Annotated in this window: 10 protein-coding genes; 4 read left to right on the top strand and 6 right to left on the bottom strand. The window is 44.3% G+C overall.

Translation table 11 applies throughout. From position 1 onward, the window contains the following. Positions 1-32: 32 nt before the first annotated feature. The 6 genes from ABIB39_RS20510 to ABIB39_RS20485 all read right to left on the bottom strand — a co-directional run bounded on the left by ABIB39_RS20510 (position 33) and on the right by ABIB39_RS20485 (position 9,929). Positions 33-2,603 (bottom strand): DUF5686 and carboxypeptidase-like regulatory domain-containing protein, encoded by a 2,571-nt coding sequence (locus ABIB39_RS20510; protein WP_354432050.1) that lies wholly within the window; start codon positions 2,601-2,603, stop codon positions 33-35. Between the two features lie 12 nt (positions 2,604-2,615). After that, a complete protein-coding gene (locus tag ABIB39_RS20505) occupies positions 2,616-2,921 on the bottom strand; it encodes a hypothetical protein (protein ID WP_354432049.1) in 306 nt (101 codons plus the stop codon). 210 nt (positions 2,922-3,131) lie between these two features. After that, positions 3,132-5,705: a BamA/TamA family outer membrane protein gene (locus ABIB39_RS20500; protein ID WP_354432048.1), complete on the bottom strand. Its 2,574-nt coding sequence runs from the start codon at positions 5,703-5,705 to the stop codon at positions 3,132-3,134. Between the two features lie 36 nt (positions 5,706-5,741). After that, entirely contained in the window at positions 5,742-6,629 is an 888-nt protein-coding gene (locus ABIB39_RS20495; protein WP_354432047.1) for an SdiA-regulated domain-containing protein, read from the bottom strand. 1 nt (position 6,630) lies between these two features. Next, a complete protein-coding gene (gene ppk1, locus ABIB39_RS20490) occupies positions 6,631-8,670 on the bottom strand; it encodes a polyphosphate kinase 1 (protein ID WP_354432046.1) in 2,040 nt (679 codons plus the stop codon). A 2-nt stretch (positions 8,671-8,672) separates the two neighbouring features. Next, on the bottom strand, positions 8,673-9,929 hold the full coding sequence (locus ABIB39_RS20485; RefSeq protein WP_354432045.1) for a Pycsar system effector family protein: 1,257 nt from the start codon (positions 9,927-9,929) through the stop codon (positions 8,673-8,675). Positions 9,930-10,053: 124 nt separating this feature from the next. On the opposite strand from ABIB39_RS20485, the gene ABIB39_RS20480 reads away from it, so the two are divergent. The 4 genes from ABIB39_RS20480 (at position 10,054) to ABIB39_RS20465 (ending at position 15,190) form a co-directional block, all read left to right on the top strand. Next, positions 10,054-10,668, top strand: coding sequence for a phosphatase PAP2 family protein (locus ABIB39_RS20480; RefSeq protein ID WP_354432044.1), 615 nt, complete (start codon positions 10,054-10,056; stop codon positions 10,666-10,668). A 118-nt stretch (positions 10,669-10,786) separates the two neighbouring features. Then, the gene (locus ABIB39_RS20475; protein WP_354432043.1) at positions 10,787-13,162 is read left to right on the top strand and encodes a GAF domain-containing protein; all 2,376 of its coding nucleotides are present in this window, start codon (positions 10,787-10,789) and stop codon (positions 13,160-13,162) included. A 40-nt stretch (positions 13,163-13,202) separates the two neighbouring features. Further along, positions 13,203-13,508 carry a DUF6660 family protein gene (locus tag ABIB39_RS20470; protein WP_354432042.1) on the top strand — a complete coding sequence of 102 codons (306 nt, stop codon included), beginning with the start codon at positions 13,203-13,205 and terminating at the stop codon, positions 13,506-13,508. Between the two features lie 56 nt (positions 13,509-13,564). Then, entirely contained in the window at positions 13,565-15,190 is a 1,626-nt protein-coding gene (locus ABIB39_RS20465; protein WP_354432041.1) for a TonB-dependent receptor, read from the top strand. Positions 15,191-15,251: the final 61 nt, after the last annotated feature.

Raw genomic sequence — 15,251 nt, 5'->3', positions numbered from 1 at the left:
TAAATGTCAACCTGGTTTACGAATTTATATAATTAAAAGTCAAATTTGACAAAGAACCTCACACCGTATCTTGGTGCACCCGGGTTATCCAGGTAGGTAAACCTCTTTACAAAATCTACACGTAGCAATTTAAATATGTTACCTACACCTATGCTGCCCTCAACATAGGGTGTGCTGCCTAAGGCATAAGTGCCCGCACCGCCATTTAATGCACCCGGGAAACGCAGTAACGATGGGTCGCTGTTAGGGTTGTTTTCTGTACGTACACCGCCCCAAAGGCTTTTTACATCTATTATCTCGCGCAGTTTCAGTTTTTTCAACAACGGGATGCGGTTAAACAAAAAGCCGTTAAAGTTATGGTCGATAGCGATGCTGGCGTAGTGGTCGCTCACAAATTCCTGGAAGTTCATTAAGTTATATGATTGCAGCTGGAACGCGTAGGTCTGGTTGGCGTGGTGGATATCCAATAACGGGAATGGCACCTTGCCAAACACAACACCACCCTCGGTAGTAACATCGGTAAAACCTAACTGCGAAAGGTAAAAACGTTTGCTGATGTTACCCATTACGTTTTGGTAATTGTATTCGCCACCAAATACACCTTTAATACCTTGTGTATAGTTCAAGGTAAACACGGGATATTTGTCAGGTATTGGAGTGCGGTAAAGTTTACCCTGATAAAATTTCTCATGTGGTGCCCAACGGATCTGTGCCGATAACTCGGTGGTCTGGATCAGGTCTACATTGTTTAAAGCGCCATTTGGCAACAGGTTTTGATATTGTAATGCACCTGCAGGTGTCTGGTTCCATTTTTTGAAACCTAAAGTGTACGATAAGTGGTTGGTAAACTCGTGCACATAATCAAACCTCAAAATGTCGTTATACAACCATATATCATTTGCACCGCGTTTAAATGATAGCAGGAAGTTGCTTTCCTGTACAAACTGCAGTTCCTGGCCCGGTATTTTGGTATCGTGCTGGAAACTTGCCCTTACGTAGTTTTGCGGGAACGAATAGATAGATTTGTTGTTAAGCGAGTAAGTACTGCTTAAAAAGTATTTGAATTTTTCGTCGCGTACACCGTAAGCACCGTACGTTTCAAAGTAAACACGTTTACTAAGGGTAGGGGTGGTACGGCCGCCTAAACGAACGCGGAAACCTTCTACCGGGTTAAAGCTGTAGAATGTATTGGCAGGGCCAACTTCAAATGTGCCATAGTTTTTATAACCGGCTAAAACCAGCGTTGCAATATCCATTGTTTTTTTGAACGATGGGATGGTTTGCAAGCTATCGATGTTCTTATAGATACTTGCCGATGCCGCGTCTAAAGTATCGGGGCGGGTCATTTGCCAGTAGGTATCGTCTTTGTCCTCTGCGTTTAGCGCTATAACTTGTGCAGGGCCTTTATAGGTATCGTTGGTACGCGCGTTGTTGATCACAAAGTTGCTCACCGTAACCAGGCGTTCGCCATATATACCGCCGCCTTTTTCTTTGTTGATACCAAACTCGATCTTCAGGTCGCTTTGGTTAAGGTGGTAACGGCCGTCGTTGTTCTTCTCGAACGACAAGTCGGCCTGCATTTGCCTTACAAAGTTAAGGTTGATGTTTTTATTAACGGTTAAGTGCGCGTTTTGAACGGCGTAGTTGCCATCCATCGTGATATATATTTTACCCTCGAATAAAAGGTTGTTGGTGTTGCGTGGTGTAAAGCTTAGCTCGATAAGGTTCGGCTGTACATCTTTAAGTGTATCAGTAATAAAGAACTTGTAAAATTCGGGAGAGCCGTTAGCGATAGGGCTTAACAACTGGTTGCTTAACAGTGATACGTTGTTGTCATAGATGTTGATATCCTGGTACATACGGTTAAAGTATGCGGTAAGGCCCTGGTTATCTACAAAATTCTCGTCGTATTTTACTTGTTTGTTGGCGGTGATGATCTGCTTTTTAGCGAATGGCGCCTTGCGGAAGTAGTTGTCAGATGTTTTTTCTTCCTGGTACATCGGCAGCAATGTTTTGCCACCTATAGCGGTAGAATCCTGCTCGCGGAACAGGAACTGATAGTTCTTAAAGATCTTTTTACTGCGGAATTTATCGCTTAGGTTACTTAACGAAAAGTTCATGCGTTCGTACTGTTTGTACTCGGCATAGTTATAATTCTCAACCTGGTTTTGTGCTTTGTGGGCAATTACCTGGCGGATCAGTTCGACAGCGGGGTTATTCTTATTGGTGTATTTTTTCTTTTTGGCCGATTTTACAACCACCTCGCTTAACGAGTGGTTATCTTCGGTAAGTGCGATGTTAATGGTTTGGTCCTGCCCGGGGGTAACAGCACGTGTAGCGGTGCGGTAACCTACAAAAGATACCTTGATCTGGTTGATGCTTGCATCGGTAGTGGAGATACTGTAATGGCCCTGGCCATTGGTGCCTGCGCCTTGTGTGGTGCCTGCAAAAGTTACGGTTACGTAACTCATTGGCTGTTTTGTTTTGGCATCTGTTACCACACCGCGCACAATGGTTTGTGCATGTAGCGCCGTAAACGACGAAAGCAGCACCAAAAGCAGCACTGCAATTTTATTAACTATTTGAGTAAAAAGTGTTTTCATTTTATTGTGAGATTAGATAGAGGTTTGGTTGACGTTTTGTTGTTTGGCAGGTTTAGCCGTCATTTTGCGGATAGCTTTAACCGTTGATGTTGCATAGCTGCGAACAGTAAGGGTTAAAAACTCCATATCAATATCAGCACCTAAAAAGTTTTGTTTAAACCCTTCTTCCAACGCGCTGATGATGTACTGGCTTGCAGACATGCTGTTTTTGCTGCCTAAAGTTGAGGTAGATACGGTGTTTTGTGAAACAGCGGTATGGTCAGTATTTCTTTTGAAAAGATTGCTGATGCTTTGCTGAGGTAGGGTTAACGTTTTCATTGCTGTGATTAATAACACAACAAAGGTAAACCAAGTTGACGAATATCGTCAACCAAATTTACTATTTAACTTTGGCATGACAAAAGTCAGTAGTTGAGATAGTGGTATGACAAAAGCGCCCGTTTAGCTATAAACGGGGCGCTGCGCAAATAGTGTATTTTAAACACTTAGCTGGCCGTAATTTATCGTAAAATGATAAAATATTAATTATTAAATTCTAAAGTTTAGTGAAACGTATGGGTACCAACCCTCGGTAGAATGGCCCGCTAAAACCTGTAAAATGGTTAAGCCGCCCGGCGAAAAATATACGCCGCCGCCAACGCCATGGTGCCATTTGTCAGATCTGTCGTCATCGACCCAAACACGGCCTGTATCGTAAAAGCCGCTTAGGCCAAATTGACCCGGCACTATGTAGCTGGCTATATCAAATAGTTTTACCCTTGCCTGCAGATTATTATAAACCATGTGTTTGCCTGCGAAACGGTACTGCAGATAGCCCAGTAAATTGCCCTGCCCACCCAAAAACATTGACTGGTAAAAGGCAGGTTTACCCACGCTGATACCACCACCAATCCGGTCTGATAATACCACCGATGCATTGCCGGTAAGCTTTTGATAGAAAGTAAATTCCGGGCGGATCTGCAGATAATCTGCAGAGTAATTGTTTAGGCCGGTATAACCTTGCAAACTAATGTTAATGTAATAACCACCCCTTGGCAAAATACCGCCAACACGCTGGTTGCTGTTAAAGTTTAACGACAGGCCAACGTGCGCCTTGTCTCTATCAACGGTAACACTATCAAAAGAGCCAATTAGCGAGCTGTTACTAATTAACCTGCCCGCGTTATCTTCTAAATTTAAATGGTAAAACTGGAACGAAGGGCCTGCACTTATTGTGCTGTTTTTACCGGTATGCCACCGCAGTGCGGGGTCAACTTCGTAGGTATCAAAACGGGCGCGGTAAAACCTGCGGTACCTTGGTTGTACCTTATCAAGCGTTGTTTCGTTACCTAACCCAAAAAAATTGGCGGTATTATCCGGTGCTTGCGCGTTTACCCTTAAAACAAGGTCGGCTTTGCCAATGGCTTCTATCCATTCGCCTGTATAATTAACACGAAAGGCATCTGTAGCAAAGGCATGCGTTAACATAAAACTTTGCGAACTGGCGTATGGCAGCTTACGGAAGCCGTCATTTTTAATGTATTTGAACCCCGCGCCAATCAATAAGCCATCATCGGCATTTAATGCACCGTTTATAAGTGGCATCCATAAATTGTATGGGTTTGTGCGCACAAAGCGGGTGTTGCTGGTATCGGCCGAGATATGTTTGCTTAGCCTGTTGTCCAAACCCTCAAATTTAGCGGTGGGGATATCATAAACGCGCACTTTATTGGCTGATCGTACCACGTTATAAACCTTATTTCCGTCATTACCGCCTATTACCCGCAGATTTATAGGCGAGGTGGTGTTATCGATGGTGATTTTGTCGTCACCACCGGATGCATAAAGCCTAATTTCTTTAGTGTATTTTGGCTCGTAGGCAATGTCCATCAGTACGTCTTTTACTTCGCCATCTTTATTGATTTTGTTTACCTGGATGCGCAGGCTGCTATCCGGCATCCCTGTTATAACCACCTTTTCGTTCTTGTCGCTCAGGCGGATATCCAGGATGTGCGATATGTAATGGTAGTACTTATCCATGGTAGCCGGGATAAGCGCGCGGCGGGCTTTCAATTTTGCCAGCAGTACGTCATGCCCCATTTTATAGGTATCGCCCGGCAGCAGCCGAAGGGCTTTTTCGAACACCTCATCTGTTTCGGAGGCTACAAAGTCGTTGGCAATTTTCATCCATTGCGCATGCGACATTTGCGCATCAGGATAGGCGTTTATGAAACGGGTTTTATATATGCCAAACCTATAGTTGGGGATGGATGTAAAATCCCCTAAAACCGGGTTTACATAAGGCAAAGCGGCAATATCCGGCAGTAAACCTTCCTCAAGGTGAAACACCTGGTCGCGGTCGCGGGGGACGCCAACGTAACCCTTGCCTTTGTCTTTTTTAGTTTCGGCCCAGCGCCATTGGTCCTCATGGCGGTCCCAGTCGCCAATCAGCATATCCAGCATGCGGGCACGAAGAAAGCTTTCACCATCAAAACTGTTATCGTTATCCTTTACAAGGTTCTCCAGCATTTTTAGGGTATTGTCAGATTTTCCAATCGGCTCGCGCTCTTCCAGCAGGCAAACCAGGTTGGCAAACACCTTGTTGTATTCGCCAAGGGCAGGGTCGTCAACTACAACACCAATAACAGGGTTAGCATGCGGTACATTAACAGCATTTGCCAATGGCGGAACAACCAATGCCGAGAACGGGTGCTGGCCGCTCAGCGCATCGTCCAGCCAATCTACCGCGAAGGTCTGGCGCAGGCTTTCGGGAACCAGTTTATCCGGTGTTTTCTCCACACTGCGAATCACCCATTCCTTACCGCTTTTATCTTTAAGCCGCAGTGATTTTGATTGCATGCCGCCGCCCTCTTTCTCGGGCGTTAAGCCCCCATAAATTTCAGATATGCGGATAATAGGAAGTTTTACAGCGGCAGCCCATTCGTTACGGTAATTTTTGCCAAAGAACCAGCGGTGGATGCCGCCTCCTTCGTTATATTTTGGGTGTACTTTTACAACTATGCTATCCCTGAAAACAACCGTTGGCGGCGGTGCTTTTTGCGCGTTGCTATACGATAATGCGGCAGGCACTACTATAATTGTGATAAATATTTTTCGTAGCATAGGGATAGGGTTTAGTATTTATAGTATCGGGTCGTTTTAGGTTTTTGGCTTGAATATCAAAATATTACCGGGTGTTATTTTGTCACCCTCGTTAGATATGTATAAGTTGCCATCGCTGTCAAATGCGATGCCCTCGGGTTGTAAGAACACCTTGCCGCTAATAGGGTAGGCCTGCAAAACGTTCCATTGCCCGTCAAGCACCACTATTAGTTTGTTTACCGATGACAGCACATACCATTGTTTCGTAACAGGGTTTTTAGCCAGTGCCGATGGATGGAACTTCATTTTGCCTTTGCCAACCTGCGCGGCAATTTTTTCTACATCAATAGTGAACTCGCCGGCGGCGTTAACTGTACCATCCGCGGCCATGTTGTAGACATAACCGTTATCTTGTTTGTTGTGGTTGGTACCGGCACATTGCTTACACAATATATATAACTTACCATCGGCGGCGTGCAGGCCTTCGTACTCGCCGTCGGGTAAGATCTTTTTAAATTCTTTAACGTTGTTTATTTTGCCTGCCTTAACCTCCGCAAGCGGAGATGTGAAAAGTGAACCATCGCTCCGTAATATAACAGCAAAGTTATTTAGCACTGCCACATCTTCGTAATCGCCGGGTTTGCCAAAGGTGGCCTGATTTACCTTGCTATCCCCGGGGCGGAACGAAAAGATCTTACCTTCTTCATCCTGCTCTGCATAAATTGTGCTTGCGTCGCCGTTGTTGAACGCAATGCCCGAGATCTCGAGCAGATCTGTCCCCATATTATATTTTACAGGATTATTGAAATCGTAAGGTGCGGGGGCGGCGCTACTGCTTGTAGCAACAGCAGGTGCTTCGGCTTTTTTCGATTTCTTTTTTTCCTGGCTGCAAGATGTTCCTATAATGCCTATAAGTAAAAGGGGAATTATGGCTGCTGCTTTCATACTATTTGTCGGGGGTTAAATATTGATAAATGGCCTGCTGCGACTGCACGCGTTCGCCCGTTATTTGGGGCTTGTTTTGGTTTAGATGACTATCTATTTCAACCGCCTGTACATTATCCCTTAGTTGAAAATTAACCAGTGCTGTTAATTGCTGTTTGATATGATCGGCATAAATAGGGAAACAAACCTCTACGCGGTGGTAAATATTACGGTTCATCCAGTCTGCCGAGCCCATGAAAATTTCCGGGTTGCCGTTGTTATTAAAGATGACGATACGGCCATGTTCCAGATAGCGGTCAACAATACGTTTTATGCTGATGTTCTCGCTCATGTCTGTTATGCCCGGTATTAAACAGCAAATACCACGGATAATAAGCTGGATCTTAACCCCCGCCTGTGATGCTTCATAGAGCTTATCTATCATCACCCTTTCTTCCAGGTTGTTCATTTTAATGATTATGGAAGCGGGCTTGCCTTGTGTGGCCAGTTCTATCTCGCGGTCTATTAACTTTAAAAAACCTTTTTGAAGATTAAAACCGGCAACCAGCAAATGCTGAAAGTTTATCTGGTTATCCTCTTTTGGTTTTTCGCGTTTAGCTAAAAAAATAAAAAGTAATTCCACCTCGCGCAGCAGATCGGGGTTGGTGGTAAGCAGGATTTGGTCGGTATAAAATTTGGCGGTACCCTCGTTAAAGTTACCCGTAGCCATCAGGCCCGAGTAGGAGATGCGGTCGCCCTTGCGGGTTTTAACCAACGCTACTTTGGCGTGTACCTTTAAAGCGGTTACACTGTAAATAATTTCGGCACCGGCGTTCTTTAATTTTTTGGCCCACTTTAGGTTATTGGCCTCATCAAACCTGGCTTTTAATTCTACCACCACATTTACCTTTTTGCCGTTTTTTGCCGCGCTGATAAGCGCGTTCACAATTTTAGAATCGCTGGCTACGCGGTAAAGGGTAACGTTTATTTCTTCAACATCGGGGTTGTTAGCGGCCTCGTTAAAAAAGCGCAATATGGTATGGTACGATTGATAAGGCGCATTTACCAGCAGGTCGTGCTTTGCCATGGCATTTACCAGCGGCTCATCGTTTGGCAGAAACAGGCTTACAGCCGGCCATTTATCGTAAAGCAGGGCGGGGCTGTTTACCGGCAAACCATAAAAATCTTTCAGGTTATGGTACCTGCCGCCCTGCACACTACTTGCGTTTTCTAAACCAAGATGTTGTACTATCAATTGCAAAATGCGCAACGGCATATTTGCGGGGTGCAAAAAACGAGTGGCAAGCCCATTGTCGCGTTTTTGCAGCTGTTTTTCTATCTGTTCAGATAGACCACCGGGGTATTCGTCCTTCAGGTCAAGCTCAGCATCGCGGGTTATTTTTATGCTATAGCAACCCTCTACAGTTTGGGTTTTAAAGAGCTTGTTAAGATTAAAGCGGATAATATCATCCAGGAAACAAATAAACTGCTCGCCATCGCATTTGGTAGAGAAAAAACGCGGCAACTCATCCGACGGGATGTTAAGCAGCATCAACTTTTCGTCTTCACCATCGCGCAGCTGAATTACGAAATACAGTTTGTTATTTTGCGGAAAAAACTCGGTATCCTCATTTAACGCAACCGGTTGTAAAAATGCCAAAACCTCCGACAGAAAATAATCTGCAACCTCTTTCTCCAGACTTGGGGGCAACTCTTCGTTATAAAGGAGTTTTATTTTATTAGCTTTTAATTCGGGTATAAGCTGTGTGGTCAGGATCTGGCCAAAGTGCTTTTGCTGAGTGAGCACGGTAGCCATAGCTTGCTGTAGGATGGTTTCCTGCTCATTGGCATCAATAGTATTGTCTGCTTTTTGGCCGATATTTTTTAGCGCCCTCAACACAGGCATCCGCACGCGGTAAAACTCATCAAGGTTTGACGAGTAGATAGAAAGGAACCTGATCCGCTCTACCAATGGCACGGCAGCAGAGCCGGCTTCATCCAGCACACGGCCGTTAAAGCTAAGCCAGCTTAGGTCCCTGTTAAAGTATTTTGGGTTTAGCATGCTTATTTATGGCCGTTGTTATATAAAATAGATGCGATGATAAATGCCACTACAGAAGCTATCAACCCAAACATAAATATGTTATAAGCTACACGTAGCAAACGGTACTTTTTACCGAGCACCACACCCTGGAAATATACATCCTTAATTAAACTGCCATATAAAAACTCTTTATCTTCCATCATTTTTACCATGCCGTAGGTGTAATCTTCTAAAGGCATTTTATAAAAATTACCAAAAAAAAGCAGGTTTACTTTCTTCTCGTCCACATCGCTGCGTTGAAAAATACCTGTTGGGATAGACGGGCGGGTAGCCAGGATAGAGAAGGTCATGGCCAGCAAACTGATAGATAACAGGATGAAGGTTGGGATAGCCAAATATTCATACTCGGTAAGTTTACGGAGCAACAAACTGATAACCGCCGATAGGATAATGGAGTTAACCGTTATCATGATGTGGGCTTTATTATCGGCCATGTCGCTCAAACGCTGATGGTTGCTGGAGCTGATCCTGAACATGGTCTCAATGCCCTTCTCCGGGCGTTCCTCCTTTTTTTTATTCTTTTTCTCTTCAGATTCGTCATCGGATGATTTATCGGCTAATAACATGGTTTGGGTACGTTTTCCGGTTTCTTTTTCTTCTTTTTCGGAAACTTTATCTTCGTCTGATGCAATTTTATCTTTCAATGCTTGGATGTTGGCCTGCTTACCATCGTTTAGCAAAACCTGGGCATAATCGGTATGGTAATGGTGCTCTTCTAAAAATTTAAGGGTTTTTTTACGCCAGTCCTTTTTACTTAGCTCGGGGTTATGTAAAGCCCTTACCTCTTTTAAAAGGCGCTTGTCGTTTTTGCCAAAATCATCGCTGCCTAAGTGGAAAAGGTCGGCGTCGCAAATGATCTTATCTAAAAGCGTAACGGGCTTTTGAGGCATTTTAGTAGCCATTATACAGCCCTTTATATCATCAATATCAGACTCGGGCACGTTTTGTTTTTGCAAAAAGTTTTCTGCAAGCACCGCGCTTTGTGCTTCATGGTGTTCCATATCAACCATGTAGCCCAGGTCATGGAACCACGCAGTAGCCTGTACAATAAAAAAGTCGCGGTCGTTAAGCTGGTAGTGGTTGCCAATTTGCATAGCGGCAGCTACCATGCCTTCGGTGTGGCCTTTGTCGTGGTAGTATAATTTATCATCACCGTGTGCCTTGTAATACGATAACGCGTATTCCCTGATCTGGTGCAGTAACTCGGGGTAGTTCATGATGTGCGTTTAGATGTAAAAAGCTGTTATGCCTAACACGTTTTTATTACCCGTGTCTGACCTTTTGCGCCGTAAATATTATTTACTTTGGTAAATATAAAATTAAATTTTTAGCCGCGCATTCATGGGGTTCATCTGTAATAAATACTTCCTTCCTGTATTTGTTGTTATACAGCTTATTACAGCTTTGCCGGGGGCTTTTAAATCGGTAGCACAGAACCAAATTCAACAGTTTGATGACAGAATAATGCTTGATCTGCAAGATCATCGCTCGCCGCCCCAAACAGATGTGATGCTGTTCTTATCGCGTACCTATAAATATGGCGACGTTGGTGTGCCCGCTGCATTGTTGGTTGGCGGTATTGTAACTAACGACAAGCAAATGCGCCAAAACTCGCTTTATGTGGCCAGCAGTACGGCCATATCATACGGAGTGATGTTGTTATTAAAACACTTAGTAAAACGCCCGAGGCCTTTTGTGCAGAATATTAATATTGTGCCTGTTTACAGGGCAAGCAGCACCTCGTTCCCGTCCGGGCATGCGGCAAGTACATTCTCTACGGCCATGGCATTATCAAATGCGTATCCAAAATGGTATGTTATAGCCCCCGCGTTTTTGTGGGCAGGCTCGGTGAGTTATTCACGAATGTACCTTGGCGAACATTACCCTACCGATGTAGCCGCTGGTGCATCAATTGGTGTAGGTACGGCGTTGTTGTTGCGGGGCATAAGGCGCTAAACGCCTGTGTAACGTTATATTAAGTCATAAACATTTTTTAATAAAATGTTCTGTTTAATATAATAGCTAAATTTGCTTTCGAATTTTTGACGTGGCATTTAATGCCATTTAATAATATATGACCCTTAAACCATTTGCAGACAGCCCGTTCCAGATCCGGATATCATTTCACATACTGATAGACCGGTTGAAAGAACAAGCCGCTTTAAATAACGGCATGCGGTCTGCACTTGCGCAGGAGTTACTTGATGAGGTAGCCCCATACCCCGAACTGATTTACGGCATGACTGAGGCTGCTCAAATTGAAGCACACGCCGGCCTTATTAAACGCCTTACTGCAGATATTTTCCCCGAGGCATTAACCAATAATGAGATCAAAGCCATAACCGTTCCTTTCCAGGATATGCTTTTTAACCAGACTAATCGCTTGCAAAAGATATTGGGAGAGGCAGGCGACGCGTTTGATATTAACATTAGGGATTTTACCGAACACCAGGTTTATGTGAGCAGCTGCTGTATTATCCTGAACGAATTTTACGGAACCAATTTTAATTTCGCCCGCCCGTGGTTTTATGACATCCCCGATGCAAAAGGGGTAATGAAACATTACCGCATACTATATAATGCCGATTTTATGGACGTGGAGCCTGCACCGGGCGCACCCGTGCTTACGCCGCAAGATATTGAGCTGCTTCGTGATAACTACACCGACATTAGCCTTTGGAAAAAATACTTCCCTGCAGATAGCTGGGTTTTGAGGGGTTTTGCCATGATAAACCTGTTTGATGCAACGGTAGAGAATGCGGTATCATCATTAAAAGGCACATTACTTGGCGCGGATTATAGCGCAGATCTGAGAACTAACATTATAGAAGTCTTCCGTTCCATATATAAGATAGCCGACCTGAAAGTTGGTTTTACCTCGTTTAATGACGCCGATAATACTTTCACCAAAGCCACATTCAACCCAAAACTAAGGAGCTTTTTACTGCCGGAAGATATCGAAGAGCAGTGCTTTGACGATATATGTGTGCGCTGGTTGGTGCAACTGGTAGAAGAGCGCACATACTTCGCGGTATCTGATATTGGCAAGTTTTTAAAGGAAGAACCGGAGAACATCATGGCGCAGCGCTTTGTTGACCAGGGAATACAAAGTATGATATTGGCCCCCGTGGTTAAGAACGGGCACCTACTGGGTATTATAGAACTGGTATCTTCCAATATTGGCGAACTGAACAGTATTAACGCTAATCAATTGGAGATAGTAATGCCTTACATTACCGATACCATTGATAAGCAATACACCAATATGCAAAACCAGGTGCAGGCGCTTATACAAGACGAATACACAACTATCCACCCAAGCGTTTACTGGAAATTTAAAAAAGAGGCGGTAAAATTTATTAAAAATAAAACCCTTAAAAAGGAATACGCCTTAAAGGAAGTAAGTTTCCATGATGTGTACCCGCTTTATGGTCAAATAGATATTAAAGGATCATCAGATACCCGCAACCACAGTGTACAATTAGATCTGCAGGATCAGCTAACGGCGCTTATCCCTATTGTAGAGCGCCTAAAAGGGCAGGTAAATGATGATAACCTGGAGCAAAACGTGCGTAACCTGCAAGAATTGGTTATGGATGTGCAAAATTCTCTCCGGGCCGATACAGAGCAGCATATCCAGAACTACCTGGAAACGCATATCAACCCATTATTAAAAGAAGCTTGTGACCTGCCGGTAAGGGATAAAGCCGCCATTGATAATTACTTCGAAAAAGCAGATAAGCAGGGCGATTTTCACCAAAACCGCCGCAAGTACGAAACTACGGTATCGCTTATAAACGAGAAGATGGCCCAATTGCTGGATAGGGCGCAAGTACAGGCACAGGAAGCTTATCCGCATTATTTTGAACGTTTTAAAACGGATGGTATAGAACACAACATGTACATAGGGGCGTCGATAGCCCCCGGCAAGGTATTTAATATGAGTAGCCTGTACAACCTGCGCTTATGGCAATTACAAGTGCTTTGCGAGATGGAACTTGAACATTATTTTATGAAAAGCACCCTGCCTTATCCGCTTGATGTTACTTCGCTAATATTGGTGTTCAGCCTGCCAATGTCTATCCGTTTCCGGATGGATGAAAAACGATTTGATGTAGATGGTACGTATAACGCCCGGTTCGAGATTGTTAAAAAAAGGATAGACAAGGCCTTTATAAAAGGCAGTACCGACCGCCTTACAACGGTTGGCAAACTTACCATCGTGTACTCTAACCACGAGGAAGAGGTAGAATACCTTAATTATATCCGTTTCCTGCAAACCAAAAACATGCTGGATAGCGAAGTAGAACTACTTGAGGTGGAGGACCTGCAAGGCGTATTTGGCTTAAAGGCTATGCGGGTAAAAATTTTCTACAATACCAGCTTGCCGCTCCGCAAATTTTATACCTATACAGAACTGTTGCAGGAAGGCACCACGCTTGCCATGTAACTTAATTACCCCCGTAAATTTAAAATGATACTTTTGCGTTGTGAAACTACTTTGCATCCTATTTTCATTTGTTGTTTTTTTTCTATCGGTAAAGCCATGCTGTACAGATAGCGATTGCGATACGGGCGTTAAAACGGAGCAAGGTGCTGCAAGTAACGCCAAAGATTGCGCGGGCTGCTCGCCATTCTTCTCTTGTGGTACCTGCGCGGGTTTCACCGTTGCCAAAACCGCAACCATTACCTTACCGGCAAATTCTGCTAAACTGATGCAAAGTTACCCGGCTTATCAGCAACCCAATGTTAAGGATGTGGTGCTTGCTATATGGCAGCCGCCAAAATTAGGTTAATACCAACCAAAGACCTTATATGGGTCGCCATTCAGTATTAATTCTAATTACAAAACATGAAAAAACTTCTTGTGCTTATTACAGCACTGCTTTGTACTGTTCCAGTATATTCCCAAAACACATTTAATGCCGTTTTAAAAGATGCGGCAACAGATCTGCCGCTTATTGGTGCCACTTCAAAAATACAGGGTACAACCATTGCCGCTACTGCCGATACGGCGGGGATAGTCACCTTAATTAATATTCCCGCTGGAAAACAAATAATCAATTTCCGTTACGTTGGTTACGTTAGCAGAACTGATACGCTCAACTTCCCGTTTACCGGGCAACAACCTATGGTGATTTTGCTGCAAGCCGAAGAAAACGAACTAAATGAAGTGGTGGTATCTGCCACGCGCAGCAGTCGCACTATTGCCAATATCCCTACCAGGGTAGAGGTAATATCCGGCGAGGAACTGGATGAAAAAAGTAATATGAAACCTGGCGATATCCGCATGGTATTGGCCGAAAGTACAGGCATCCAAACCCAGCAAACATCGGCCACAAGCGGTAACTCCAGTATCCGCATCCAGGGGCTTGATGGTAAATATACGCAGATCATCCGCGATGGTTTTCCGTTGTACTCCGGTTTCTCGGGTGGCCTGGGTTTGCTGCAGGTTACCCCGTTAGATCTGAAACAGGTAGAAGTGATAAAAGGTTCATCGTCTACCCTGTACGGCGGCGGCGCAATTGCCGGGCTGGTAAACCTGGTATCAAAAATACCAACTGAAGAACGGCAGCTAAACTTATTGTTAAACGGTACATCGGCTTTGGGGTTAGATGCCAGTATATTTTATGCTCAAAAGTTTAATAAGACAGGCGCTTCTGTTTACGCGGCCTATAACCACGGTACAGCTTATGATCCATCGGATATCGATTTGACGGCCATTCCAAAATTTAACCGTTATACACTAAACCCCAAGCTGTACTTTTACTTCAACAATAAAACTACCCTAACCGCCGGCGTTAACGCCACGTTAGAGAACAGGATAGGCGGCGATCTGCATTATATACAAGGCGACAACGACCCCGCGCATTCTTACTTCGAGGAAAATAAAACCGGCCGCTACAGCACCCAGGCCGAGTTGGTGCACAAACTAAACGGCACTCAAAAGCTCATACTCAAAAACAGCGTTAGCTTTTACGACCGTACCATAAACCTGCCGGGCTACCGCTTCTCGGGCGAGCAGTTGTCCACTTATTCCGAGGCTAATTACATCAGCAACACGGCCAAGGCCGATTGGGTGTTTGGGCTTAATTTCCTTACGGATAAATTTAATGAGGACACTAACAGCAGTTTCCCTTTGCGCAGTTATCAAAACAATACTATTGGCGGGTTCATCCAAAACACCTGGAATATTAGCAAAACTTTTACACTTGAAACCGGCATCCGCGGTGACTACCATAATCAATACGGTTTTATGTTTTTGCCTAAGCTCTCCGCGTTATGGAAGATCAGTCCGCACTTGTCTACCCGCCTTGGTGGTGGCCTTGGATACAAAGGCCCTAATGTATTTACCGAAGATGCCGAGCGGATCCAGTTCCGCAATGTGTTGCCTTTAGATGTTGCCAATACCCGCACCGAGCGGTCATACGGTGCTAATTACGATAACCCGTTGTGCGGTTTAAAAAAGATCAAATAAGTTGTGCATGATACTGAAATTCAGTATCTTAAGAGAGTATCTGACGCTTTCTTATATGCAC

The organism is Mucilaginibacter sp. UYP27, assembly GCF_040547175.1.
In the GTDB taxonomy this organism is placed as follows: domain Bacteria; phylum Bacteroidota; class Bacteroidia; order Sphingobacteriales; family Sphingobacteriaceae; genus Mucilaginibacter.
The sequence above is the reverse complement of the archived record's forward strand: the minus strand, read 5'-3'. Positions and strand labels throughout refer to the sequence as shown.